General features: G+C 72.1%; 25 protein-coding genes. 12 read left to right on the top strand and 13 right to left on the bottom strand.

The window, feature by feature from the left end:
* Positions 1-26 precede the first annotated feature (26 nt).
* Positions 27-1,235 carry a serine hydrolase domain-containing protein gene (locus ACSHV8_RS16540; RefSeq protein WP_436533984.1) on the top strand — a complete coding sequence of 403 codons (1,209 nt, stop codon included), beginning with the start codon at positions 27-29 and terminating at the stop codon, positions 1,233-1,235.
* A 20-nt stretch (positions 1,236-1,255) separates the two neighbouring features.
* On the opposite strand, the gene ACSHV8_RS16535 is transcribed toward ACSHV8_RS16540, so the two are convergent.
* Positions 1,256-1,987, bottom strand: coding sequence for an AAA family ATPase (locus tag ACSHV8_RS16535; RefSeq protein WP_436533982.1), 732 nt, complete (start codon positions 1,985-1,987; stop codon positions 1,256-1,258).
* Positions 1,984-2,928, bottom strand: coding sequence for a quinone oxidoreductase family protein (locus ACSHV8_RS16530; protein ID WP_436533980.1), 945 nt, complete (start codon positions 2,926-2,928; stop codon positions 1,984-1,986). The genes ACSHV8_RS16535 and ACSHV8_RS16530 overlap by 4 nt, the downstream gene beginning before the upstream one ends.
* An 83-nt stretch (positions 2,929-3,011) precedes the next feature.
* Between ACSHV8_RS16530 and ACSHV8_RS16525 the strand changes: the two genes are divergently transcribed.
* Positions 3,012-3,422, top strand: a complete 411-nt coding sequence (locus ACSHV8_RS16525; protein ID WP_436533978.1) for a MarR family winged helix-turn-helix transcriptional regulator — start codon at positions 3,012-3,014, stop codon at positions 3,420-3,422.
* Between the two features lie 101 nt (positions 3,423-3,523).
* Here the strand turns inward: ACSHV8_RS16525 and ACSHV8_RS16520 are convergent, their stop codons facing one another.
* Complete coding sequence (locus ACSHV8_RS16520) at positions 3,524-4,504, bottom strand: aldo/keto reductase (protein WP_436533976.1); 981 nt, start codon at positions 4,502-4,504, stop codon at positions 3,524-3,526.
* Between the two features lie 64 nt (positions 4,505-4,568).
* On the opposite strand from ACSHV8_RS16520, the gene ACSHV8_RS16515 reads away from it, so the two are divergent.
* Entirely contained in the window at positions 4,569-5,474 is a 906-nt protein-coding gene (locus ACSHV8_RS16515; protein ID WP_436533974.1) for an ArsR/SmtB family transcription factor, read from the top strand.
* Between the two features lie 355 nt (positions 5,475-5,829).
* Positions 5,830-6,201, top strand: a complete 372-nt coding sequence (locus tag ACSHV8_RS16510) for a YciI family protein (protein WP_436533972.1) — start codon at positions 5,830-5,832, stop codon at positions 6,199-6,201.
* Positions 6,202-6,222: 21 nt separating this feature from the next.
* Here ACSHV8_RS16510 and ACSHV8_RS16505 read toward each other — a convergent pair whose 3' ends face one another.
* The 5 genes from ACSHV8_RS16505 to ACSHV8_RS16485 all read right to left on the bottom strand — a co-directional run bounded on the left by ACSHV8_RS16505 (position 6,223) and on the right by ACSHV8_RS16485 (position 11,097).
* Positions 6,223-7,425, bottom strand: a complete 1,203-nt coding sequence (locus ACSHV8_RS16505; protein ID WP_436533970.1) for an MFS transporter — start codon at positions 7,423-7,425, stop codon at positions 6,223-6,225.
* A 42-nt stretch (positions 7,426-7,467) separates the two neighbouring features.
* Entirely contained in the window at positions 7,468-8,316 is an 849-nt protein-coding gene (locus tag ACSHV8_RS16500; RefSeq protein WP_436533968.1) for a PHP domain-containing protein, read from the bottom strand.
* Positions 8,317-8,379: 63 nt separating this feature from the next.
* Positions 8,380-9,387, bottom strand: coding sequence for a hypothetical protein (locus ACSHV8_RS16495; protein ID WP_436533966.1), 1,008 nt, complete (start codon positions 9,385-9,387; stop codon positions 8,380-8,382).
* 133 nt (positions 9,388-9,520) lie between these two features.
* Complete coding sequence (locus tag ACSHV8_RS16490; protein ID WP_436533964.1) at positions 9,521-9,859, bottom strand: VOC family protein; 339 nt, start codon at positions 9,857-9,859, stop codon at positions 9,521-9,523.
* Positions 9,860-9,864: 5 nt separating this feature from the next.
* Positions 9,865-11,097: an MFS transporter gene (locus ACSHV8_RS16485; RefSeq protein ID WP_436533962.1), complete on the bottom strand. Its 1,233-nt coding sequence runs from the start codon at positions 11,095-11,097 to the stop codon at positions 9,865-9,867.
* Between the two features lie 62 nt (positions 11,098-11,159).
* On the opposite strand from ACSHV8_RS16485, the gene ACSHV8_RS16480 reads away from it, so the two are divergent.
* The gene (locus tag ACSHV8_RS16480) at positions 11,160-13,826 is read left to right on the top strand and encodes a LuxR C-terminal-related transcriptional regulator (protein ID WP_436533960.1); all 2,667 of its coding nucleotides are present in this window, start codon (positions 11,160-11,162) and stop codon (positions 13,824-13,826) included.
* Here the strand turns inward: ACSHV8_RS16480 and ACSHV8_RS16475 are convergent.
* From ACSHV8_RS16475 to ACSHV8_RS16460, 4 genes are all read right to left on the bottom strand, one after another.
* Entirely contained in the window at positions 13,787-14,761 is a 975-nt protein-coding gene (locus tag ACSHV8_RS16475) for a hypothetical protein (protein ID WP_436533958.1), read from the bottom strand. The two genes, ACSHV8_RS16480 and ACSHV8_RS16475, sit on opposite strands and share 40 nt — an antisense overlap.
* A gap of 79 nt (positions 14,762-14,840) precedes the next feature.
* On the bottom strand, positions 14,841-15,653 hold the full coding sequence (locus ACSHV8_RS16470; protein WP_436533956.1) for a discoidin domain-containing protein: 813 nt from the start codon (positions 15,651-15,653) through the stop codon (positions 14,841-14,843).
* A 68-nt stretch (positions 15,654-15,721) separates the two neighbouring features.
* Positions 15,722-17,464 (bottom strand): putative bifunctional diguanylate cyclase/phosphodiesterase, encoded by a 1,743-nt coding sequence (locus ACSHV8_RS16465; protein WP_436533954.1) that lies wholly within the window; start codon positions 17,462-17,464, stop codon positions 15,722-15,724.
* Positions 17,465-17,474: 10 nt separating this feature from the next.
* Positions 17,475-18,659, bottom strand: coding sequence for an FIST signal transduction protein (locus tag ACSHV8_RS16460; protein WP_436533952.1), 1,185 nt, complete (start codon positions 18,657-18,659; stop codon positions 17,475-17,477).
* Between the two features lie 62 nt (positions 18,660-18,721).
* On the opposite strand from ACSHV8_RS16460, the gene ACSHV8_RS16455 reads away from it, so the two are divergent.
* The 3 genes from ACSHV8_RS16455 to ACSHV8_RS16445 all read left to right on the top strand — a co-directional run bounded on the left by ACSHV8_RS16455 (position 18,722) and on the right by ACSHV8_RS16445 (position 20,221).
* On the top strand, positions 18,722-19,084 hold the full coding sequence (locus tag ACSHV8_RS16455) for a VOC family protein (RefSeq protein WP_436533950.1): 363 nt from the start codon (positions 18,722-18,724) through the stop codon (positions 19,082-19,084).
* Between the two features lie 87 nt (positions 19,085-19,171).
* A complete protein-coding gene (locus ACSHV8_RS16450) occupies positions 19,172-19,558 on the top strand; it encodes a hypothetical protein (RefSeq protein WP_436533948.1) in 387 nt (128 codons plus the stop codon).
* A gap of 246 nt (positions 19,559-19,804) precedes the next feature.
* On the top strand, positions 19,805-20,221 hold the full coding sequence (locus ACSHV8_RS16445; RefSeq protein ID WP_436533946.1) for a hypothetical protein: 417 nt from the start codon (positions 19,805-19,807) through the stop codon (positions 20,219-20,221).
* A 273-nt stretch (positions 20,222-20,494) separates the two neighbouring features.
* On the opposite strand, the gene ACSHV8_RS16440 is transcribed toward ACSHV8_RS16445, so the two are convergent.
* Positions 20,495-21,694 carry an erythromycin esterase family protein gene (locus ACSHV8_RS16440; RefSeq protein WP_436533944.1) on the bottom strand — a complete coding sequence of 400 codons (1,200 nt, stop codon included), beginning with the start codon at positions 21,692-21,694 and terminating at the stop codon, positions 20,495-20,497.
* Between the two features lie 118 nt (positions 21,695-21,812).
* Between ACSHV8_RS16440 and ACSHV8_RS16435 the strand changes: the two genes are divergently transcribed.
* Genes ACSHV8_RS16435 through ACSHV8_RS16420 form a run of 4 tightly spaced genes read left to right on the top strand, consistent with a single transcriptional unit; the run spans position 21,813 to position 23,588 of the window.
* Positions 21,813-22,232 (top strand): class I SAM-dependent methyltransferase, encoded by a 420-nt coding sequence (locus tag ACSHV8_RS16435; RefSeq protein WP_436533942.1) that lies wholly within the window; start codon positions 21,813-21,815, stop codon positions 22,230-22,232.
* Complete coding sequence (locus tag ACSHV8_RS16430; protein WP_436533940.1) at positions 22,229-22,480, top strand: hypothetical protein; 252 nt, start codon at positions 22,229-22,231, stop codon at positions 22,478-22,480. Before ACSHV8_RS16435 ends, ACSHV8_RS16430 begins: the two co-directional genes overlap by 4 nt.
* Before the next feature lie 18 nt (positions 22,481-22,498).
* The gene (locus ACSHV8_RS16425; RefSeq protein ID WP_436533938.1) at positions 22,499-23,032 is read left to right on the top strand and encodes a hypothetical protein; all 534 of its coding nucleotides are present in this window, start codon (positions 22,499-22,501) and stop codon (positions 23,030-23,032) included.
* A 19-nt stretch (positions 23,033-23,051) separates the two neighbouring features.
* The gene (locus ACSHV8_RS16420; RefSeq protein ID WP_436533936.1) at positions 23,052-23,588 is read left to right on the top strand and encodes a permease-like cell division protein FtsX; all 537 of its coding nucleotides are present in this window, start codon (positions 23,052-23,054) and stop codon (positions 23,586-23,588) included.
* Positions 23,589-23,637: the final 49 nt, after the last annotated feature.

Here is a 23,637-nt window from a genome sequence, read left to right as displayed (position 1 = left end):
CGACCGCTATCGGGGGAGCACACCTCATGAACGTTCCGCGTACCGCCCAGGTCGTCGCCGGCGCCGTGGCGCTGGCCGGTCTGGTCGGCACCCCGGCCACGGCCGCGCCGCGCACCTCGCTGGCGGCGCTGGCCGACCAGGACGTGGCGGCCGGCGCGCCCGGGGTGATCGTCCGCCTCGACGACGGGCGGGGCCGGGTGACCACCGTCGCCCGGCAGGCGCCCTGGACCAGGGCGGATCATCGGCTCACGGCCGACGACCAGTTCCGGATGGGCTCCAACACCAAGACCATGGTGGCGACCCTGCTGCTGCAGCTGGTCGCCGAGCAGCGGATCGGCCTGACCGACACCGTGGACAAGTGGCTGCCGGGGGCCGTCGCCAACGGCGACACGATCACCGTACGGATGCTGCTCAACCACACCAGCGGACTGCCCGACTACTCCATCGAGTACGACAAGCAGCGCTACGACCCCGAAGTGCTCCCGACGATCACCGGTCAGCGGCGGCACACCTGGACGCCGGGGGAACTCCTGGGCGTGGCCGCGAAGTATCCGGTCAACTTCGCACCCGGGGCGCGGTTCTCGTACAGCAACACCAACTACATCGCGCTCGGCATGATCCTCGAACGGGTCACCGGGGACAGCCTGGCCGACCTGCTCCGGGACCGGATCTTCCGGCCGCTGGGGTTGACCGGCACGTACCTGGCGGCCGACGGGCGGTTCGGCGACCGGCTCGCCCACGGCTACGAACCCGACGCCGCGCATCTGGCGCCCCTGCTGGAAGCGTTCGGGGCGCCGGCCGGCACCGCGTTCATCGGCCCGAACCGGCACGAGCACGTCGACGTCACCGGTATCAGCCCGTCGTGGGCGTGGGCGGCCGGCGCGATCGTGTCGACCCCGCGCGACTGGGAGCGGTTCCTGGGGGCGCTGCTCTCCGGGCGGCTGCTGCCCGCGGCGCAACTGGCCGAGATGCGCTCCACCGTCGAGGATCCGGCCGGCTCCGGGCGGTACGGGCTCGGGCTCATGGAGTACACCAACTCGTGCGGGACCGTCTGGGGGCACACCGGCGGCATCCCCGGGTACGCGAGCCAGAACTACACCGACGCGACCGGGCGCCGGACCGTGACGGTCGTGACGATCTCCCAGTTCGGGACCAAGTTCCCCGAGGTGCAGGCCGCCGACCAGAAACTGGTCGACGCGGCCGTCTGCACCATGCTCGGCCGGCCGATCAGCTGAGCGCCGGCGGCGGCCCGTTCTCAGTCGGCGAGCAGGTGGCGCAGGGTCCGGTCCGGCGCGCTCAGGAAGTTGCGGGTCACCTGGACCGCGTCGGCCTCGTCGTAGGTGACCCGCCGCAACCGTCCGTCCTCGGCGATCTGCAGGATGGTGGCGCCGGGCAGCGCGAGCAGGATCGGCGAGTGCGTCGCGATGATCATCTGGGAGCCGGCCCGGGTCAGGGCGTGCAGCCGGGCCAGCGCGACGAGCAGCCCGCGCGGTGACAGGGCCGCCTCGGGCTCGTCCAGCAGGTAGAGGCCGCCGGGGTGGAAGCGCTGCTCGATCAGGTCGAGGAACGATTCCCCGTGGGAGCGTTCGTGCAGGCTGCGCCCGCCGTAACCGGCCCCGACGCCGAGATTGTCGATCTCGGTGACCACGTTGTAGAACGACTCGGCACGGAAGAAGAAGTTGGAACGCTCCCGACGCCCGGCCACCCGGCCGACGATCAGATGCCGGCCGAGCGGCGATTCGGTGGCCTTGGTGGCGAACTGGAAGTTGCGGCTGCCGCCCTCGGCGTTGAACCCGGCCGCGACGGCGATCGCCTCGATGAGCGTGGACTTCCCGGAACCGTTGTCCCCGGCCAGGAACGTGACCCCGGGACCGATGTCGAGCCGGCCGGAGGCGATGAGCCCTTTGACCACGGGCAGGTGGAACGGGTAGATCGCGGGGTCGAAACCGGGGGAGACGGCTATGTCGCGCAGGAACCGCCCGGTCACTCGCCGAGTGTAAGAACGACCCGCTGCCCGGGCGCGACCGGGGCGCTCCACGCGTCGGCGACCTGGGCCATCGGCACGGGAAGAGCGTCGACCGTGAACGCGCCGGCGCTGATCAGCCGGGCCAGCTCGGGCAGCTCGCCGAGGATGTCGCGGGTGCGGACCGAGCCCTGGCCGCTGCCGACGATCGTGATCGCGGCGGCGCGCAGCAGGAACGACGGCAGGGTGATCTCGGGCGCGGTCACCGAGCCGATCTCCACCCAGGTCAGCGGCTTGGCCCGGTCGTGGCGGGCGGTCAGCAGGGCCGGCATCAGGTGCTCGGTGGGCTTGCCCCACAGGTAGTCGAGCACGACGTCGACATCGGCGGCGGCCTCGGGCAGCGCCGGGTCGGTCAGATCGAAGACGGCGTCGGCGCCGAGCCCGGTCAGCAGGGCCAGGCGTTCCGGATCGCGGCCGGCGGCGATCACGCGGCCCGCACCGAGGTGCTTGGCGACCTGCACGGCCAACTGGCCGGAACCGCCGGTCGCGCCGATGACCAGCACGGACGCGCCCGGCCGGAGGTTGGCGCGGTGGCGCAGCGCGATCCAGGACGACATCGCCGGGTTCATGCCGGCGGCGATCGCGATCGGGTCGGTGCCGGCCGGCAGGGCGACGGCGCGGCGGCGGTCGACCGCGGCCTGCTCGGCCATCGTGCCGAGCGGGGTGTCGTGGGCGACGAAGTAGAGCAGCTCGCCGTCGGCGGCGCGGCCGACCCCGTCGATGCCGGGGACCATCGGCAGGACGCCGTCGGAGCTGTAGTGGCTGCCGTCGGCGGCCGAGCGGACCCGCTGGTGCAGGCCGGCCGCGACGACGTCGAGCAGGATCTCGTCGTCGCCGGGGACGGGGGTGGGGACCTCCTGCCAGCGCGGGAGGGTTCCGAACGAGGTGACCACGGCTGCGTGCATGGTGGGACTCCCAACTAGTTTGTGGCGCGTACTAAAATCAAGGTAGTTGGTGCCACGTACTAAATGCAAGTAGGGTTGTCGTCGTGGACACGACAGACGCGTTGGTGCAGCTCTCCTTCCAGATCCAGCGCATCCTCACCGCGGTCGGCGCCGAGCGTGACCTGTCCGTCGTCCAGCTGCGACTGCTCGGCATACTGCGCGACCGCACGCCCGGCATGCTGGAGTTGGGCCGCCACCTGGGCCTCGACAAGTCGTCGATCACCGGCCTGGTCGGTCGCGCCGAGAAACGCGGACTGGTCCGCCGGCTGCCGTCACCGCACGACGGCCGCGCCGTGCTCGTCGAGCTGACACCCCTCGGGCAGCAGTTCACCCGGGACGGCGAGGCCGAGGTGAACCGCCGGATCGCCGAACTGACCGCCCGCCTGTCCGACCCGGATCGCGCGCGCCTGACCGCCCTGGCCGCGACCCTCGTGACACCGTTCCCGGATGCGTGAACCGGTCTCCTCCAACGCCAGCAGGGCGGGCAGGAGAGCCCGGCCGTCGGCGAAGATCTTCTGGGTGGACGGTGGTGCGGTGCCGGTATCGGCGCCGGCGATTACCAGGCCCAGGCTTCGGGGGCGGGTCCGCCGTTACCGATCGGCGGGAAGATCTCGTCGAGCCGGGCCAGGACCTCGGCCGGCAGGGGCTTCGTCACCGCTCTGACCGGGAGGTCCAGCTGCTCGGGGGTGCGCGGGCCGATGATCGGTGCGGTCACCTCCGGGCGGGACAGCAGCCAGGCGATCGCGACTGTGGTGGGCTCCTCGCCCAGGTCGGCGCAGAGGTCCTCGAAGCGCTGCAGCGCCGCCCGGTGCGGTTCGACCCGGTCGGAGGCGTGCAGAAGCGTGCGGCCCGGCGATCTGTCGCGTTGTTTGCGCAGGGCCCCGGAGAGGGCGCCGAAATGCAGTGGGGAGTACGGGAGGACGCCCAGGCCCAGTTCGGCTGCGGCCGGAAGGACTTCGAGCTCGGCGTGACGGGTGAGCAGGTTGTACTTCACCTGCTCGGAGACCAGCCCCAGGTAGTGGCGGCGGTCAGCGACGGCCTGGGCGCGGGTGAGGTGCCATCCGGCGAAGTTCGACGAACCGGCGTACACAATCTTGCCGTGGTTCGTCAGCGTTTCCAGGGCTTGCCAGATCTCCTCCCAGGGCGTGGTGCGGTCGACGTGGTGCATCTGGAAGAGGTCGATGCGGTCGGTGCGCAGACGTCGCAACGACGCCTCGCACGACGTGATGATGTTGCGCGCGGACAGGCCCCGATCGTTCGGGTCGGCCGACATCGGGGCGTAGACCTTGGTAGCCAGGACTGTCCGGTTCCGATTACCGGTTCTCGCCAGCCACGTGCCGATGATGCGCTCGCTGAGACCGTCGCCGTCCTCACGGCCGTACATGTTGGCGGTGTCGATGAGGTTGAGGCCCTGAGCGATGGCGTGGTCGAGGACGGTGTGCGCGGCCGGCTCGTCGATCTGCCAGCCGAAGTTCATCGTGCCCAGGCCGAGGCGGCTGACGGTGAGGCCGATGCGGCCGAGACGGGTGTATTCCATGGTGGGCGACGGTAGGCGGGGAGGGCCGTGGCTCCCAGGCGTTCGATCGTGCTCGAATGGTCCCGTGATCTCGTGGGAGTTCGGGGCGGCGGATCTCGCCGGGCTGCGATTCGCGCACTCGCCCATGGCCGAGGTGGTGGCCAGCGCGTTTGCACTGCGTGCGGGCTGGGTGTCGCCGGCCTGGACCGGTCGGGTCTCGGGGGCTCTGGGGCGGTGGCCGACGTTGCGGGCGGTTCTGTTCGGGCCCGGGGGGTATGCGCCGGATTTCCTCACGCCGGTGCCTTCGGTCGCTCGGCCGCGGCTGGTCGATGAGTTGTCGGTGATCGCGGCGACGCCGTTGGACCGGGTGGTGGCCGAGGCTCCGCTCCTCGCCGGGGATCCGGCGGCCGGGCTGCAGACGCTGATCACGGAGATCCGGGGGTACTCCGAGGTGGCGATCGCACCGCTGTGGCCGCGGCTGCGGGGATTCGCCGAGGGGGAGATCGCCGGTCGGATGCGGGTGGCGGCGTCGCAGAGTCCGCGGGTGATGATTGCGGGGTTGCATCCCCGGTTAGGGTGGGATGGGTCGGCTCTGCTCATCAAATATCCAGATAAATCCGGGCAGTGGGCGAGCGGGGAGCGCATGACGTTCCTGCCCACCGGCTTCGCCGGGCCCGATGTGTACGCGATGACCACCGGCCGGTCGCTCTGGTATGCGCCCCGTGGTTACGGGGAGTTGTGGTCGCCCGCGCCGAAGCCGAGCGCGGTATTGACGGGGCTACTCGGGCCGACGCGGGCGGCGGTCCTGACGTTGGTGGCCGTGCCGGCCAGCACCGGTGAGGTGGCGGGGCGGCTGGGCTTGGCGCCGGCAACCGCCTCTCACCACCTGACCACGCTGCGGGACGCGGGGTTGGTGGCGGCGTCCCGGGCTGGTCGGCGAGTTCTCTACCAGCGGACTCATCTGGGCGACCAGGTGAGCGGCGATTCCTAGGCGCCGGCCTTGACGTCGCTGGTGGGGCATCGCCGGCGAGCGCGGTGTCGGGCATGCTCGCCGAGGGGAAGGCTCAGATGGACTCCGAGCAGCGAGGCCAGGGGCGGGCCGGTCGGAGTGCGCCTGCCACACGCGCTGGTGCGGGTCGTCCGGGACGGCCTCCGGATCCGCAGGCTGGACCTCGCCGCCCCACGCGGCCGGCCCAGGATCTGGTGGGCATGGTGAGCGGCGGGACGGTGCCCGCCCGGTAGGCCTTTATGGAAAAACCTCGGCGGGGTTGTCGGATTCGGGGTGGGGCGTTCGTGGAACGAGGGAGAGGTGGTCGGTGGTGGCCGCCGGGATGAGGGGTGAAGGCATGACTCAGTACGTGATCTCGTTCAACGACGGCGGGATGGATCACATCGCGGCCGAGGAGCTTCCGGAGGTGGCCAAGGCCGCTCATGCGGTTGTCGAGGAGGCGGTACGGGCCGGCGTGTGGGTGTACGGCGCCGGGCTGGACCGGCCGGCGGTCAGCGTCGTGGGCACGGACGGGGTGGTCACCGACGGGCCGTATCCGGAGACCAAGGAGTTCATCGGCGGGTTCGTGGTCGTCGACGTGGCGACCCGGGCCGAGGCTCTGGAGTGGGCGGCCAGGATCGCCGTGGCCTGCCGGTGCGCGCAGGAGGTGCGGGAGTTGCTGCCCGACCCCGAGATGGCCGTGATCCTGGACGCCGCCGGGCGACGCTAGACCCGGGATGCCCGCGGGCCGTCAGTTCGCACTGGCGGTCTCGCGGGCGGTCAGGGAGGTCCGCAGGGTCCAGGTGACGGCCGAGGCGGCCGCGGCGACGAGGGCCAGGGCCAGCCACGGGAGTGCCGGCCCGTACGCGTAGAGGCCGGTGAAGAACGTCGGCGCCAGGATGTTCGCGAACGCGAAGGTGTACTGGTAGACGGCCAGGTAGCGGCCGCGTTGGGCCGGCGGCGCGGCGGCCGAGGAGAGCGCGTTGGAGATGGGCGCGTGGATCAGGTCGGCCGCGGCGTAGAAGATCATGCCGAGCAGCAGGTACGGCACGAGTGCCCAGGCCGGCACCCGCCCGGCGGCCGCGTAGATCACCGCCCACAGCGCCCACAGGCCGCCGGCCAGGACCAGCGCGCCGGCCCGGGACAGCGGGCGGACCAGGCGTACGGCCAGGCGCTGGCCGGTGGCGAGCAGGACCGTGTTGGCGGCCAGCAGCGGGCCGATCAGCCAGGCCGGGGCGTGCACGCCGTCGATCAGGTGGATCGGGACGGCGACGGCGACGAAGATGCTGCACAGCGCGAAGATCGTGTTGACGGCGATGAGCAGCAGGTACGGACGGTCGCGCAGCAGCGTCCGGTAGCCGCCGTGGTCCTGCTCGGCCGCCGTGGGCCGGGCGCCGCGGGGCACGAGCAGCAGCAGGAGCGCGGAGAGCAGGAAGCTGGCGGCGTTGAGGTAGACCACGGGCTGGTACCACGAGTAGGTCACCGCGAGCCCGCCGATCAGCGTGCCGACCCCCATCGCACCCATCTGGATCATGCCGGCCATCGCGAAGCGGCGGTCGGCGTCTCGGCTGTCCTCGCCGGGTTCGGCCAGGGCGGCGACGACCGAGAAGAACGAGGACCAGAACAGGCGCTGGCCGACCGCGGCCACGGTGGCGACCAGCAGCAGGGTGATCGGGCCGCTGACCAGGACGTACGCGGAAAAGGCCAGACCCTGCAGGACCTGCGCGGCCAGCACCCGGGTCAGCGGGCGGGTGCGGTCGGCGACGTGCCCGACGATGATCGGAACCGGTAGCGAGGCCAGCGCGGCCAGGCTCAGCAGCGGGCCGACGGTGGTCAGGCGCAGGCCGGTGACCTCGGTGAAGTAGAGCAGCGAGACCGGGAGCAACAGACCGCTGCCGAGCATGTCGACCGCGAGGGCCAGGGCGAGCACGATCAGTTTCGGTCTATGGGCCACTCCGGAGTGTCTAACGTCCGGAAACTCCCCGGGCAACCGATTTTACGGGCGACGGGCCCAGAGCGCGTACGGCGTCGTCCCCGCCCGGAAACCGTGGGCCTCGGCCATCGCGGCGGCCTCGCGGAACCCGTGCGCGACCAGTTCCGGCCGGTGGGCGTCGCTGCCGAAGCTGACCGCGTCGCCGCCCGCCTCGTGCCACCAGCGCAGGATCGTGGCGTCGAGCGGGATCCGGGTGTTGATCTCCAGGGCGCGGCCGGACCCGGCGAGCGCGCTCAACGCGTACCGGAACTCGTCCTCGAACGATGCCGGGTCGAACGGCCCGGCCCGGTCGGCGGGCCAGGACCGCAGTGGATAGTCGATGTGGGCCAGGATCGTGAACGGGTCGTCCCCCGCGACCATCCGCGGGATCTCGGTGAGGTACTCACGGACCAGCTCGGCCGGGTCCCGGTGCGGGAACAGCGCCCACGGCTCGGCGTGGCCGCCGGCGCCGTCGGGCAGGCAGTGCAGCGAGCCGAGGACCCGGTCGAACGTCCCGGCGGCGAGGATCTTGGCGATCTGCTCGGCGTACCAGTGCGGCTCGCCGACCTCCAGACCGGTGAGGATCCGCAGGCCGGGGAACCGGTCCCGGCAGCGCTCGATCGCCGCGAGATAGCCGTCGACGTCGAACGCGGGCGGGGTGATCTTGCCGTCCGGGTCGGCGGCGGCGGTCAGCTCCACGCTCACGTACGGCCCCTCGGTCGGCGCGGCCCAGCGGGTGTGGTCGACGTGCTCGGTGAACGCGACCACTGGCAGGCCGATCTCGACGGCCCGCGCGCAGGTCCCCTCCATCGAGCCGACCTGGGTGTCCCAGGAGAACTCGCTGTGCACATGACTGTCGGCCGGCAGCGTCATGCCGTCCACGCTATCCGCGGATTGTGAACGCCACCCGGTGGGGCGGCGTTCACAATGACCCGATCAGACCGCCACCGGGACGGGCGGCTGCTGCTTCCCGGCGGTCTCCTCCACAGCGGCGCGGCGCGCACCCCGCAGGCCGCTGAGCAGGCACAGCAGGGCGCCGAAGGCCATCCAGGCGAGCAGGACGACGAGCGGGTGCGGGTAGCCGTTGCCGTCGAAGAAGGCGACCGACCGCAGCAGCGAGGCCGCGGCGCCGGGCGGCAGGAACTGGCCGAACGCCCCGGACCAGCCGGGCAGCATCTCCGGGGCGCTGGACGCGCCGGAGAGCGGGTTGCCGAGCAGCATCATGATCACCGCGCCGAGGCCGAAGCCGGCCGTGCCGAGCAGCGACTCGAAGCCCAGGATGGTCAGTGCGGTCGCGGCCAGGCTGAGCGCCATCACGCCCGAGTTGGCCAGGTAGTCGCCGGTCAGCGAGCCGAGCCAGTACTGCAGGATCGCGGTCATGGCCAGCCCGCCGAGCACCGAGTAGGCCAGCGCGCCGGTGATCTTGCGGGCGGTGCCGCGGACCCGGAGTGTGAGCAGGACCGCGGCCAGCATGCCGCCGAGCACCATGGGCAGCGCGGCCGCGGTGACCCCGGCCCCGCGCGGGTCGTCGGCCGGGGTCGGCACGACGTCCCGTACGGAAGCGGCGGTGTTGTTCTGAGCCAGCGCGGCGGCCACCGCCTGCAGGGTCTGCGCGACCACCGGGCTGCCGGCCGAGGCGGTGAGCACCTGCGGGGCGCCGGAGGACAGGTCGATGGCGCCGTAGACGTCGCGGTTCCTGATCGCGGCCTCGGCGGCGGCCGTGTCGGCGACCGTGGTGACGTCGAAGGCGCCCGGGCGGTTCTTCTCCAGGGCGGCCGTGACCTGCGCGGTGGCCGCCGGGGGACCGGCGACCGCGATCGGGAGGTCGTGCACCGAGGAGCGTGCGGCCGGCCAGGCGAACGCGGTCAGCAGCGCGCTGATGATCAGGGTGAGCAGTCCCACCGTGGCCGCGACGCGCGGCCACGGGGTCGGGGCCGTGTTCATGACAACTCCTAAAAGAGAACGACCATTCGTTTTCAAGGTAGGAGCCGGGCGTCCGGCCTGTCAAGAATGAGCGTTCGCTTTATGACGAGGACCCCTGACCGATACGGGCCAGGGGTCTTCGGGTTCCGGCTGATCAGCGGTCCTGCAGCAGCCCCAGCACGGTGCCGTCGGCGTCGGTGACCGTCGCGATCAGGCGGTCGCCGCCCACGTCGTGCGGCTCCTCCTTGAGCGTCGCGCCGGCCGCGGTCAGCTCGGCCACCTTGGCCGCGATGTCCGGCACGGCCCAGTACGTGACCGGCGCGGCCACCCCGTCCTTGGCCGGGACGAGCCCGACGTGCTGGGCGCCGGTGTCGTAGCCGACGTAGTACGACGTGTCGGTCTGCGGCGCGATCCCCAGCAGCGCGGTGTACACGGTCTTGGCCGCGTCCAGGTCGGAGACGGTGTGCAGAACGGTCTTGATTCCCAGCGTCATGGTGGTCACTCCTCGTTGTCGTTCGATGCACCAAGCCTCGCGGTCCGGGGCCTGCGCGCACATCCGTGCCGACCACGGAACCGACCACGGACCGCGACACCGACCGCCACCCCGAGACCGACCGTGAGCAGGCCGGACCACAGAAGAACAGACCTTCCTCCGAGTACGGCGACCAGCGGCCCGCCCAGCACCGTGCCCACCGAGGTCGCGGGCACGGCCAGCGCCGCCCGGGCGGCCAGGACCCCGCTGATCGCGGCCGGTGGTGTCCCGCGCTGGAACAGCGCCGTGGAGATCGCCGTGTACGGCCCGTAGATCAGACCGCCCACGGCCAGCCCGAGCATCCCCGGCCAGATCGCGTCGGCCAGACCCAGCGGGATCAGCGCGACACCCCACCCGACGATGATCACCACGATCACGTACGCCGGTGGCAGGCGCGACAGCAGCCCGGCCCCGAGCGCCCCGGCCGTCGCGCCGACCCCGAACACCGTCCAGTACAGGCCGAGCAGCCCGGCCGACCCGTTCAGGTCCACGGCGACGTGCACCGGCAGCGCCACCTCGACCAGCCCGTACAGGAAGTTGAAGATCATCGACACCACGAGCAGGCCGAGCAGACGCGGCCGGGCCCGCAGCGTCGCCCACGCCCCGGCCGCCGACTCGGTCGAGGCCACCCGCTGCCCGGTGACCGACCAGGCGGCGACGGCCAGCACCGCGAAGCTCAGCGCGTCGACGCCGATCACCCAGCCGGGACCGGCCAGTCCGGTCAGCGCGCCGGCGACGGCCGGGCCGACCACGATCGCCGCCTGCTGGAACGTGGGCAGCAGCGCGTTGCCGGCCACCCGCTGCTCCTCCGGCAACAGCTCGGCGACCAGGGTGTACGCGCCGGCGGTGCCCCAGGCGTGCAGCAGCGACGACAGGGCCAGCAGGACGACGTACGTCATCGGGGTCAAGGATTGGGTGATGGCGAGCATCGCGACCGTGCCGAGCGCGACCGCCCGCACCGTCGCGTCGGCCGCGACCAGCCGGGCCGCCCGCAGCCCGCGCATGAACCGGGACAGCAGCGCCGCCCCGATCGACGCGGGCAGCGCATAGGCGGCGACGGCCAGGCCGGTCCACACGCCGGCCTGCCCCGGCGGCGCGATCCGCACGGCCAGCCAGGCGACCGCGACCAGGCTCATCCCGTCGCCGAGAGCGGACACCAGCAGACCCGGCACCACCGGGTGTCTCAGCAGTTCACGCATGATCCCCATCCTCGGGCCGGGCGGTGGTGCGGTCATCCGTGCCGGCCACGGATAATGGGGCCATGACGAGCGCGGATGTCTCGGCCCGGGAGGGCGAGGTGCTGACCCTGATCGGGCAGCACCTCAGCAACGCCGAGATCGCCGCGAAGCTTTTCATCTCGGTGCGCACCGTGGAGAGTCACGTGTCCGCACTGTTGCGCAAACTCGACGTGGCCGACCGGCGGGCCCTGGCCTCGATCAAAGGTCCGGCACCGGTCCGGCCGGCCCTCCCGGTGCCGCTCACCTCGTTCGTCGGCCGCGCCGCCGAGACCACCCGGCTGACCGGCCTGCTCGGGGCGAATCGGCAGGTCACCGCGGTCGGGCCGGGCGGTGTCGGCAAGACCCGGCTGGCGCTGGCGGTCGCCGCCGGGATCGCCGGGAACTTCCGCGACGGCGTCTGGTTCGTCGACCTGGTGCCGGTCACCGGTCCCGGCCCGTGCGTCGTCGCGGCCGCGGTCGCCGCCACCATGGGGCTCGGCGAACAGCTCGGCCGGGCGATGGACGAATCCGTGGTCGACACCCTGGCCGACCGGAACGTGCTCCTGGTCCTCGACAATTGCGAGCAGGTCCGTGACGGGGTCGCCCCGTTCCTGGAGAAGCTGCTCCGCACCTGTCCGGAAGTGACCGTGCTGGCGACCAGCCGGGCCCGGCTGATGGTCCCGTTCGAGCGCGTCTTCGAGGTCCCGCCGCTCTCCCTCGACGGCGACGGCGGGTCCGACGCCGTGGCGCTGTTCCTGGACCGGGCCGCGGCCGCCAGCTGGCCGCCCAACCAGGCGCTGCGCGACCCGATCGCCGTGTTCTGCCGGCGCCTGGACGGGATGGCCCTGGCCATCGAGATCGCCGCGGCCCGCTGGCCGGCGCTCGGGCTGGACGGGCTGACGGCCGGGCTGGACGACCCGTTGCGGATGCTCGAAGGGGGCTCCCGCACCGACGAACGGCACCGTTCGGTCCGCGCCGCGCTCGACTGGAGCCACGCGCTGCTGACCGAGGATGATCAGGCGCTGCTGCGGCGGCTGGCGGTCTTCGTGTCACCGTTCACGCTGGCCGCGGCCGGCGAGGTGGCCGGCGCGACCGCCGACGGCCTGGCCCGCCTGGCCGAGCAGAGCCTGCTGACCGTCACCCCCTCGGCCGAGGCCACCGAGTTCCGCCTTCTGGAAACCATTCGGCAGTACGGCGTCGAGCGGCTGGACCGGGCCGGCGAACTCGACGACGCGCGGGCCCGTCACCTGCGCTGGTGCCGGGCGCGGGCCGGCGAGCTCGTGCGGACCGGGCCGGACTGGCGGGTCCGCTTCGACGCGGTCGCCGACGACCTGCGGGCAGCCCAGGCCTGGGCGTCCGACTTCGACCTCACCCGGCAGCTGGCCGAGCTGACCTTCGCACGCCGGCTCGCGGCCGAGTCCCAGATCCGGTTCGTGCAGGCGGCCGAACTCGCGCCCGAACCAGGCCTGGCGGCCGAGATGTTCCGGCAGGCGGCGGCCGTGGCCGGATGCCGGATCCGCGGCGACGACCTGTACCGGTACCTGCGGGCGGCCGCGGACGTGGCCCCCTCCGACGCCGAGGCGGCCACGGACCTGGCGCACGCCGCGACCAGCGCCCACCGGTTCTGGGGCAAGTTCGAGGTGCTGCCCTCCCCGGAGGAGACCGCGGGCCTGGTCGAGGCGGCGCGCAAGCGGGCCGGCGACGATCCGGGAGCGTGCGCCGCGGTGGCGCTGGCCGAGGCGGGCGTGCTGTCCGACGCGTTCGGGGCGGCCCAGGGACCGGCCGAGAACGCCGTACCGGAGACGATCGCCCGGGCCGAACGGGCCGTCGACCTGGCCCACCGGCTCGGCGACCCGCTGGCCGAGTCGGCCGCCCTGGACGCGCTGATCGGGGCGCAGAGCTGGGCCGGGGACACGTTCGCGACCGCGGCGACCGCCCGCCGCCGCATTCTGATGCTGGCGCCGCTGCCGGAGACGCCGGCCGTGGCCCACGAGCGGCTCGACGCGCTCGGCATGGCCGTCGAGACCGCCCTCGGGGCGGGCGACCTGCACGGCGCGCGGCGGGCCGGGCAGCTGCTGGCCGAGCATCCGATGCTGGCCGAGGTGGGGCACCGGGCGACCTGCTGGCTGCTGGTCACCGAGGCGTTGTCCGGGGACTTCGACCGGGTGCCGGCGATCGGCGAACGGTTCCTGGAGTCGTGGCAGCGGGCCGGGCGACCGGCGACGGCGGCACTGGCCCCGGCCGCGGCCGCCGTCGCGATGGTCCACGAGCTGCGCGGGGACGAGACCGCCGGGCAGCAGTGGCGGGCCGTGGTGGAACGGATGGGGGTCACGCCGGAGTACACGTACGGATTCGGCGCCGTCTTCGACACGATCCGGCTGCTCGACCAGGGACGGGCGGCCGAGGCCGCGGAACGGACGGTCCCGGCGCCCGACGAGGTGTGGAAGTGGGTCACCTGGATCTGGCTGCACTGGTACGTGGCGTTGCGCGCCGAGGCGGCCGTGCTCGCCGGGTCACCCGACGCGGCCGCCCGGCTCGAAGTGGCGCGGGACATCGTCAAGGGCAACCCGGTGGCGGAGGCGCTCGTCGAGCGCGCTGACGCCCTGCTCGTGTCCGACAACGATCGGGTGCGGGCGACGGCTGCCGCCTTCGACCGGGCCGGCTGCGCCTATCAGGCCGCGCGGTCGAGCAGGCTCTCCTCGGGTACCTGACGCGGGCCGATGCCGATCCGGTCGAGGGCCAGACCCAGGACGAGTCCGACCGGGATTCCGAGCAGGACCAGGATGACGTCCTCGTCGGCCTCGTTGATCTCCGTGTTGGCGGCCAGCCGGGTGAACACCGCGCCGACGTTCGTGACGAGCGACGCGATCAGCAGGCCGTAGAACAGCACCACGGTGATCCCGGTGGTGACCGCGGCCAGGACCAGGTAGTCGCGCGAGGACATCCGGCCGCGGGCGATCGTGGCCACGGCGGCCACCAGCAGGATGACGAGTACGAGCTGGCCGAGCACCCGGAGGCCGCCGGGCTGGGGGAGGGCGAGCCGCAGCGCCCACGGGACGGCGCCCGCCAGCACGCCGACCGGCACCGCGAGGCGAGCACGCCCACGACCGACCGGCCCGGCGGCGACGGTGGCGGCGACGACGGCGATCACGGCCAGGATCGAGGCCACGGCCGCGCTGCCGAGATTCAGGCCGGTCTCGACATCGGTGGGTGACTCGGTGCCGGCGGCGATGCCGGAGGTGACCGCGGCGACGGTCGCGGCCAGGAACAACACGCCCGGGCGGGGCACGGTCCGGGCCACGGCCGCGACGACGCAGAACAGGACGGCCACGACCGCGGCGCCGACGGCCAGCTCGACCGTGCCGGAGTCCTTGTCGATCCGGTCCAGGGCCAGGTCGGCGATCAGACCGGCCGCGCCGGCGGCGAGGGGGCCGCGGATCGCGCCGCGAGTGAGCACGATCAACACCAGGACCAGGGCGATCAGGGCGGCCCAGCGGATCTCACGAGCCCAGTAGGTGTTGTTCTCGCCGTAGGCGTCCGGGCCGGTCGGCTCGCTCGACGGCTGGAGGACGGTGATGCCGATCGCCCACACCACGGCCGACGCGGCGGCCAGCGCCGTCAGCACGAGCCGGTTCAGGTTACCCATGCGGCGACACGCTACCCAAGATCCACAACTCGGCGGGCGGCGGGCTGTCGCCGTACGCGCCAATGGGGTTGATCTTGATCTATCGAATGTCGAACTCCACCAAGGAGTAGCCGTATTCGCTGATCCGTTTGACGCCGACCAGACGGACGAAGCGGGCGACGGCGCCCTTGGCCGGGATCTCCTCGGTGCCACCCTGACCGTTGGTGGTCGTGTACAAGCGGGTCCAGGTCTTGCCGTCGAGGGACGTCTCGAGGCGGTAGCTCGCGCCGTAGGACCGCTCCCAGACCAGGGTGACGCCGGTCAGCTGCCAGACCCGGCCGAGGTCGGCCCGCAGCCACTGGGTGTCGCTGAACGCGCTCGACCAGCGGGTTTCCGGGTCGCCGTCGCAGGCGTAGCGGGGCAGCCAGGCGGCGGACTCGGAACCGGACGCGGTGCAGACACCACGCAGTGCGAGATTGGCGCCGGCCGTGTTCGCCTTGCCGCTGGGCTGCGGTTTCCCGGTCGGCGAGGCCGCACTCGCGGACGGCTCGGCCGACGTCCGGGCCGGCGAGGGCGCGGCCGCGACGGGCGCCTGATCGGCGTCGGTCTCCGACGGCTCGGGGCCCTCGACGGCCGGGAAGGTGGCGGGCACGCTCGCGGCCGGGCTCGCGATGGCGCCCGATCTCCATCGGTACGCGACCCCGGCGCCCGCCGCCACGAGGAGCAGGACGAGTCCGGCGACGACCCAGCCGCCCCGCCGCCGGCGCCGGGCCGGGGGAGGAGGCGGGGTCTGCGCCGGGGGTGGCAGCGGGATCGCGCCCGTCGTGCCCGGCCGCGGGGGCAGCGACGGCATACGGGTCAGCCGCAGATTCTCGGCCCGAGACGAACGCCGCTGGTCGTCGTAATCGGCCACACACGCCCCCTTGTACTCACACGACGGTGAGTATCTTGACGTATGTGGATTTTGGTTCCGGAACCGGCTCAGGCCGCTCTTTGCGCCGAGTCCCCGGACCCCAGGCTGGCCAGCAGATCTTCCGGATGCACGGGCCGGCACAGGTGATAGCCCTGTCCCAGATCGCAGCCGAGCAGTCGCATGGCGTTACGTTGCGCCTCGGTCTCGATGCCCTCCACAACAGTCCGCAACCGCAGTGTCCGGGCCAGCTCGACGATCGTCCGGATCACCGCGAGATCGGCCGTCGTCGGGTTCTCCCGGCTGATGAACGCCCGGTCGATCTTGAGTTCGTCCACCGGCAGCCGCTGCAGGTAGGACAGTGACGAGTAGCCGGTCCCGAAGTCGTCGATGGACACGTCCACGCCCAGGTCCTGCAGATCCTGCAGGCAGGCGATGGCGATCTTCGGGTCGCTCATCAGCACCGACTCGGTCAGCTCCAGGGTGACCGCCTGCGGGGGCAGGCGGGTGTCGGTGAGCATGCGCTCGACGTCGGCCGCGAACTGCGGATCGGTCAGCTGACGCCCGGAGACGTTGACGTTGATGCCGAGGTCGGGCACGGTGCGCCGCCACACGGCGGCCTGCCGCCCGGCCGTGTTCAGCACCCAGCGGCCCAGGTCGCTGATCAGGCCGGTCTCCTCGGCCATGGGGACGAAATCGGCCGGGGAGACGTAGCCGCGGTCCGGGTTCTGCCAGCGCACCAGGGCCTCGACGCCGACCATGGTGCCGCTGCCCAGATCCATCAGCGGCTGGTACTGCAACCGGAACTCGCCCAGCGCGAGGGCCCGCTGCAGGTCACCGTTGAGGGTCAGCCGGGCCAGGGCCTCGGCGTGCATCTGCGGCTCGAAGAGCACGACCTTGCCCGGGCCCTCGGTCTTGGCCCGGTACATGGCCACGTCCGCGTTGCCCAGGATCTCGCCCGGCGCCGCGCCCGGACCGGCCGCGATGCCGATGCTGGCGCCGATGAACACCTCCTGCCCGGCCACCGGGAACGGCACTTTGATCGCGTCGATCAGGCGCTGCGCGACCGGGACCGCCTGGTCCGCCTCGCAGTCGCTGAGCAGCACGGCGAACTCGTCGCCACCGATCCGGGCGGCCGTGTCGGTCGGCCGCAAGCAGGCCCGGACCCGCCCGGCGACCAGACCGAGCAGTTCGTCGCCGGCCCGGTGCCCGAGACTGTCGTTGACCGCCTTGAACCGGTCCAGGTCGATGAAGAGCACACTCGTCGGGTTGTTGCCGGACAGCCGCTCGGCCAGCATCTCCAGGAACAGCACCCGGGTCGGCAGACCGGTCAGCGAGTCGTGCCGGGCCTCGCGCAGCGAGTCCAGCAGCGCCAGGCGCTCGGCGGCCTCCCGCTCCCGCTCCTCGCGCAGCGTGCGCTCGGCCGTGAGCAGACTGATGTTGGTCAGGGCGAGCCCGATGGTCTGGGCCATGGCCTGCAGCAGCTGCCGCTCCTCGGGTTCGAGCGGGTCACCGGCGCGGGCGACCAGCAGCGCGCCGCCGCCCTCGAACCGGGCCGTCGTCACGTGCAGCTCGCCGAGCCCGTCCACGGTCAGGGTCGGGGGCCGGTCGCCGTCGCCGAGCGCGGCGGTGAGCTGCTCGGCGCTGACGCCCCAGGCGACCTCGACCCGGCCGTCGCGCAGCACCGCGCCGATCTCGGTCTCCAGCACCTCGGTCGCCCGCTCGACCGCGACCATGATCGCGGAACTCTCCTGCTGCGGTGCGCAGACCGCGGCGAAGAACTCGGTGAGCTGGTGGGTGGACCAGTGATTCATCGCCGATCCTTCAGGCCAGGGCCAGGGTCACGAGGGTGAAGTGGTGCATGCCGAGAGCGCCGCGGACCCGGCCGATCTCGCCGGTGCTGTAGAAACCGCCGTACGGGACGCCGTCCAGCCGCTTGGCCATCTCCACGTTCTCCTGCTGCACGCCGGCCTCGCCGAGCTTGATCCAGCGGCCGGCGCAGTCGAACACCAGCACACCCAGCGCCGGCTCGCCGCCCAGCGCCTCCAAGGCCTGCCCGGGGGCGTCCGCGGCGCTGTCCAGCAGCGTGTCGTGAGTGCTGGTCATCAACCAGGTCAGCGCACCCTGCGGCACGTCGGCCAGACAGATCAGCGACCGATCGGCCCGGTCACCGTCGTGGATCACCCGGATGTCCTCGCCGCTGCGCCGGGACAATCCGAGCGGATGATGGAACGCCAGCTCACGGAAGCCGGCCGGATCGTCCAGGGCCGACTCGTCGACACCCATCCGCCGCAGGAACACGTCCAGGGCCGGCTCGCCGTCCAGCTCCAGCACCCGGCCCTCGCGGCTGCTGGTGACGACCAGGGCGTCACCCTCCTTCTGCCAGCCGTGCGCGATCCCGATCCCGAGCGGCCGGTCCGAACCGATCGCCAGCCCGATCACCGCGTCCGACATGATCTCCACGCCGTCACGCCCGCCGAGGAACTGATAGGTCCGGACATAGGTCAGCTCGTCCCCGGCGGCCCCGCCGACCAGCGGAACAGCGGCGCCCGCGACCGAGAACGCGCCGCGCACCACCTCGTGCTGACTTCCGGTGATCCCGTCCGCGATCATCAGCAGCACCCGATGCTCGGCCTCGAAACCGGCCAGGCACGACGCGGCCTCCGCTCCCGCCTCACGCAGGCGGCCGGTCACGCTTCGAGCCACATGCGTGCGTACGGAGAAACCGGCACCACCCCAGGCGGTCACCGCCACCCCGTTCCGGCTGACCCGGCCGTCCGCCAGCTGGCCGGACGTCGTGCAGCCGACGATGACCGTGTCGGCCCCGACCTGCTCGCGCAGCGCGGTGAACAGCTCCGGCACCTGGTATCCGATCGAGCAGAACACGAACACGACCGCCGGGTCGCGCCCGTGCAGGGCGGCGGTGGCCGCCTCGGCCCCGGCCGCCGCCGGGTCGCTCAGGGTGCTGTGGCCGCTGCCGAACCAGCGCGCGCTGCTGACGTGACTCATGCCCGTGGACATCGGCGGTCACGGGGTCGAGTTGAGCCCCGCCGGCGGCCTATCCTTCGGCCGTGGCCTCCATCATCCGTAATGTCGCGTTCGACTGTGCTGATCCGTACGTCCTGGCGGTCTTCTGGAGCGAGGTGATCGGCCATCCGGTCCACCCCTCGTGCGCGCCCGGCGACCACGAGGTGGTCATCGAGCCGCCCGGCGGGCCGCGGCTCTACTTCCAGGCCGTGCCCGAGTCGAAGCAGGTCAAGAACCGGGTCCACGTGTGCCTGCAGTCACCCGACCTGGGGCGCGACGCCGAGGTCGACCGGCTCCTGGCCCTCGGCGCGACCATCGACTCCGACCACCGGACCCCGGACGGCGCCGGCTGGGTGGTGCTGCTCGACCCGGCCGGCAACGAGTTCTGCATGACCCGCCACTCCTAGGGTTTCAGCTGATCAACGCCCGGGTACAAGATCGTTACCTCCGGTTTGGCCAGACAGAAGCAGGCTGCGTCGTGCGGAGGTGAAGCAATGTTCAGCATGATTCCGGTCGCTGTCATGGCGGCCACGGCAGGATTCGCGCCGTCCGCCGTCTCGTCCACCGCCCAGGTCTTCGACCGGGACAGTGAACTGCTGGCGGAGGCCCACTTCGATGCCGGGGACGACACGTTCGCGGTGACCAAACACGTCGCCGGCGGTGGTCGGGCCTATCTGGAGTACCGCTACGTCCGCGCCGACGGCACCCTGCAGACCGGCACCCACACGGCGGCCGACGCCGCCGGGCAGACCGTCCGCTTCGGCCACGACTTCACGGCCGGCCGCACCGTCACGTTCCGCGTCTGCGTATCCGGCGAACACGGCTTCAACCCCTGCAGCGCCGGCGCCGACGGCGAGAACTGGACGATCGGCATCGCCTGACGCCCCGCCCCTTCGCTCGGCCGGCGTCAGGTGCGGCGGGCCCGGACGTAGTCGCCGTACTCCGCGCCGGCCACCCCGGCGTTGACCCAGCGGTCCGGACCCGCGCCGGCGCGGGTCTCGGCGAGGAGCAGCGCCTGCTCCTCGCCGACAGCGCGGCCGAGGGGCGCTCGCGGTGATCTATCGACGTTGTGACATGGGTGGGTTAATGCTGTGACCCGTTTGGGGTCGTCCGGCATTATCACGAGCGTGACAGCTGACGAGCCTGTGATGGTCGAACTGGACGAGGACGAGCGGGAGGTGCTCGCTCACGGACTGACGGAGTGGGGCGGCCCGGCGCGGTGCACCGAGGCCCTCGCGGTGGCCATGGACTTCGGGGGCATCGCGGAACTGTTCGAGCACGTGGTCCGGCTGCGGCCCCTGGTCCGGGCCGGGCAGCCGCTCAGTCCGCGGGACTGGCGGCGGGTGCTGGTGTCGGCCGAGATCGTCTTCGCCAGCGACGTCTTCGGGTCGGGCTGGGACTGGCAGAGCACCACCGGATTCCGTGACGACGAAACCATCCGCCTGCTGCGATCGCTGCAGCGCAAGATCGCCCGGGGCGCCCGCATCCACGAACTCCCGCCGGTGGAACCGGCCGAGCCCACCGAACCCGGCGACCCTGCCTGATCCACCCACACCTCCACCCCGGCCTCGGGGCGGCGACCACGAGTAGTTCTTGACCGGCCCGGCGGCCACCCGCCGGGCCGTCGGGCACGCCTCCCGCCGCGCTCGGTGCCGGCGGAAGGCTGCCGACCGGCGTCGAGGGTGGGTGCCCGAAGTCGGCGGAAGGTTTCCACCGGGCCGGATGAGTGCGCGCAGCCAGGTGCGGGCGTGCTGGCGGTCGGGGTGCACGCGGCGGCCGGGGCCTGAGGCTGCCGGTGGGCGTCGGTGCCGGGATCGTCAGGTGAGCTCCGGGACGAGCACGGCCAGGTCGAAGGCGTCGGCGACCGGGAGATCGATGTAGCTGTCCAGGTTGCGGAAGCGCTGCGGAGCGTCCGGGGTGCCCCGCAACGGGCGGATGTCGGTGAGACGGGTTTCGGTCGCGCCCGGGCTCAGCCGGGCCTCGATGCTGCCGGGTGCGGGCTCGGCCAGGTCGACCGTGAGGACTTCGACGCCGCTGGCGGTGCCGGGTGCGGGGCGCCTGGTCGGGGTGCGGCCGCCGGCGCACGTGAGCGCGATGGCGACGTAGTCGTCGCCGAGGTCGGCGACCAGGTGACTGCCCAGGACGGCGACCTCGAACGTGCCGGCCAGGCTGATCGGGATCCGCTGCAGGTGCGTGTTCGCCGCCGAGATGATCAGCCGCTCGCCGCCGGCCAGCAGGTGCCGGGCGGTCTCGGCCATGGCCGTGTCACGCACGTTCACCGCGGCGTGGATGCCGGAGCCGCCGACGGCGGCGGCCTGGGCCCGGAGCATCTGGTCGAGCAGGACGGCCAGGCGCAGCTCGTGCCGGGCGGTGGCGAACCCGGCGGCGCCGCCACGGCGAACATACAGCGGGCGCATCGCGTCGACCCGCGCGGCCAACTCGGACAGCAGGATCGTCTGGGCGTCGCGCTCGGCGGGCGGTGTCTTCAGGTACGCCGCGAAGGCCGCCATCGTGTACGGACTGGACCAGCCCTCGGCGTACGTCCGGATCTGATCGATGATCGAGGACGCCGCGGAATCGACGCCGGAGAGGTAGCTCGCCACCCCGTCGACACCGGGCAGCAGCGAACCCAGGTCGGCCGGCAGGTCCAGACCGGCGAAGCGCACGTTCTTCTGCTCCCGCAGCCAGGCGAGCAACCGCTGTGTCTCCGCGGTCCGCCCGAACCCGTAGGTCAGCCCGCGCTCCGCGACCTCACCGGCCTCGCCGTCGTCGTCGCCACGGACCCAGCGGTCGACCGCGAGCCCCTCGCTGAACCCGGACTCCAGGGCGACGGTGGAGAACCCCATGCGCTCGGTCAGGAATCGCACCAGTCTGTGCCTGACCTGCTGATATTCGCGCACGTTGTGGGCTGACTCGCCGATGCCGACGACGCGGGCGTCACCGATCAGCGTCCGCAGTGGTTCGAGGTCGTCCAGCTGCGCGTCGGCGTCCAGCGTGGTGAGTGTGATCGCGTCCATGGCCCAGCGCTCCCTTGCGTCGGTTCCGATGCCGGACCGCCAACCTATCGGTCGGCCCCAGGGGCAGAGCTAGACTCCTAGAGTCCTAGGACGCATCACGCGCTGTGGGGGTGGTCACGTGACGACCGACGAGGTGACGCCGGACGGGTGCCCGGTCGAGGTCTACCTGCGTCTGCCGCCCAACGGCGAGCCCGATCTGATCGACCGCGCCGTCGAGCCCGGATCACGGATCCTGGAGCTCGGCTGCGGCACCGGCCGCCTGGCCAACGAACTGGCCGCGAGAGGCCACCGGGTCACCGGGGTCGACGAGTCGGCCGCGATGCTGCGCCATCTGCGCGGCGTGACACCGGTTCAGGCGCGGATCGAGGAACTGCGGCTGGCCGAACGGTTCGACGTCGTTCTGCTGGCCGCCAACCTGATCAGCACCCTCGACGAGCGGGGCGGGCCCGGTTCGGCGAGACCTGCGCGTGGCACCTCGCGCCCGGCGGTGTGCTGGTCGGGCAGTGGCTGCCGCCGACCTGGTTCGACGAGGTCGTGAACGAGGGCGGCCGGGAAGGCCGGCTCGGCGAGGCGGTGTACGGCCGCCTCCGGGTCCTGCACGCCACCGGGGCGGTGATGGCGATGGAGAACACGTACGCGATGGGTGGTCGATCCTGGTCTCAGAAATTCACCGCGCATCGCCTCGGCGAGCCGCAGCTGAGTGACGAACTGGCCCGGGCCGGGCTGCGCCTCGACCGCTGGCTGGACGACCGGCGCAGCTGGTTCGTCGCGCTCGCCGGGCCGTAGTGGAGTAGAGAGGAAGGTGTGGAATTCTCGGATACGGTCGTGACCGCTGCCGGCATGTTCGGGCTGTGGTCGCCGCCCGCCTTCCGCGGCGTCGTCGACTACGGGACGTGGGAAGCGGAACTCCTCGAGGACGAGGACATCTCGCGGCACATCCGGGACGGCGTCTTCGTTCCGATCAACCTCCACAGCGACGGCGCATTCACCTTTCTCGTACGGATCGGCTCGGAGGCGCTGCCGGCCGAACTGACCGACCGCGAGCGGGAGTATCTCGTGGTGTCGTCGGCGCCCTACCTGTTCGTCGCCACCGACGGCGCGATCCTGAGCGGCATCGAGCACGCCGGGGCCGTGGCCGGGCCGCACCTGCACGTGCCGCTGCCGGCCGGGCGCTGGGAGGTCGGCGTGTTCCTTCTGGACTGGACGGCCGAGCCGGGCATGCAGAACAGTCACGGGGATCCGTTGCCGGGGTCCCTTCCGGACTTCACGCTGCTGGTGAACGCCGAGCGCGCCGGGGCCGGCTATCGGACGGCGGTGGACACGTTCGATCGGGCGTGAGCTAGGGTGTCCAGCCGTGATGCCCAGCACCGAGAATGTCGATGTCCCTGCGGAGAATGTCGAAACCGTACCTGTCGTTCCGAAATCCTCCTGGCAGAAGCCATTCCTGTTCGTGGTGATCTTCGCATTCTCGATGCTGCTCGGGGCGGGCGCGGCCACCGGGGTTTTCCTGGTCACCGGGCTTCCGGGGCAGCCTGTGCACACGTTCGCGGTCTATGTCTATCTGGAGACCGACGCGACGGCCGAGCAGAAAGCGGCGGTTCAGGCGGCACTGCCGGCCTTCGATCCGACCGGTGAGGTGAAGTTCACCAGCCGGGAGGAGGCCTGGAAGCATTTTCAGGAGCTCGGGAAGAGCAATCCGGAGATTCTGCAGGGCGCCAAAATGGAGTACCTGCCGGAGTCGTTCGGGCTGGAGACCAAGGGGCGTCTTTTCGACTGCGCCGGATACACCAAGGTGCGGCACATGCCGGGCGTGAACAAGGTGCAGGTCATTCAGGATCGGGTGAACGGGTACGTCGCCACGATCACCTGCGACGCCGAGTACGCGACGCGGTAACCACCGATTGGCAGCGGTGTCCTCCACGGCGATGCGTGCTCTTCGCGCC

Origin of the sequence: Actinoplanes sp. HUAS TT8 (assembly GCF_051380535.1) — a bacterium.
In the GTDB taxonomy this organism is placed as follows: Bacteria; Actinomycetota; Actinomycetes; order Mycobacteriales; family Micromonosporaceae; genus Actinoplanes.
This window is presented reverse-complemented; position numbering and strand designations above follow the sequence as displayed.

Excerpts from the sequence above, each read along its gene's own strand:
- ACSHV8_RS16540 (WP_436533984.1), top strand. The coding sequence starts at position 27 with ATGAACGTTCCGCGTACCGCCCAGGTCGTCGCCGGCGCCGTGGCGCTG.
- ACSHV8_RS16530 (WP_436533980.1), bottom strand. The coding sequence starts at position 2,928 with ATGCACGCAGCCGTGGTCACCTCGTTCGGAACCCTCCCGCGCTGGCAG.
- ACSHV8_RS16520 (WP_436533976.1), bottom strand. The coding sequence starts at position 4,504 with ATGGAATACACCCGTCTCGGCCGCATCGGCCTCACCGTCAGCCGCCTC.
- ACSHV8_RS16510 (WP_436533972.1), top strand. The coding sequence starts at position 5,830 with ATGACTCAGTACGTGATCTCGTTCAACGACGGCGGGATGGATCACATC.
- ACSHV8_RS16500 (WP_436533968.1), bottom strand. The coding sequence starts at position 8,316 with ATGACGCTGCCGGCCGACAGTCATGTGCACAGCGAGTTCTCCTGGGAC.
- ACSHV8_RS16495 (WP_436533966.1), bottom strand. The coding sequence starts at position 9,387 with ATGAACACGGCCCCGACCCCGTGGCCGCGCGTCGCGGCCACGGTGGGA.
- ACSHV8_RS16490 (WP_436533964.1), bottom strand. The coding sequence starts at position 9,859 with ATGACGCTGGGAATCAAGACCGTTCTGCACACCGTCTCCGACCTGGAC.
- ACSHV8_RS16485 (WP_436533962.1), bottom strand. The coding sequence starts at position 11,097 with ATGCGTGAACTGCTGAGACACCCGGTGGTGCCGGGTCTGCTGGTGTCC.
- ACSHV8_RS16480 (WP_436533960.1), top strand. The coding sequence starts at position 11,160 with ATGACGAGCGCGGATGTCTCGGCCCGGGAGGGCGAGGTGCTGACCCTG.
- ACSHV8_RS16475 (WP_436533958.1), bottom strand. The coding sequence starts at position 14,761 with ATGGGTAACCTGAACCGGCTCGTGCTGACGGCGCTGGCCGCCGCGTCG.
- ACSHV8_RS16465 (WP_436533954.1), bottom strand. The coding sequence starts at position 17,464 with ATGAATCACTGGTCCACCCACCAGCTCACCGAGTTCTTCGCCGCGGTC.
- ACSHV8_RS16460 (WP_436533952.1), bottom strand. The coding sequence starts at position 18,659 with ATGAGTCACGTCAGCAGCGCGCGCTGGTTCGGCAGCGGCCACAGCACC.
- ACSHV8_RS16450 (WP_436533948.1), top strand. The coding sequence starts at position 19,172 with ATGTTCAGCATGATTCCGGTCGCTGTCATGGCGGCCACGGCAGGATTC.
- ACSHV8_RS16440 (WP_436533944.1), bottom strand. The coding sequence starts at position 21,694 with ATGGACGCGATCACACTCACCACGCTGGACGCCGACGCGCAGCTGGAC.
- ACSHV8_RS16420 (WP_436533936.1), top strand. The coding sequence starts at position 23,052 with ATGCCCAGCACCGAGAATGTCGATGTCCCTGCGGAGAATGTCGAAACC.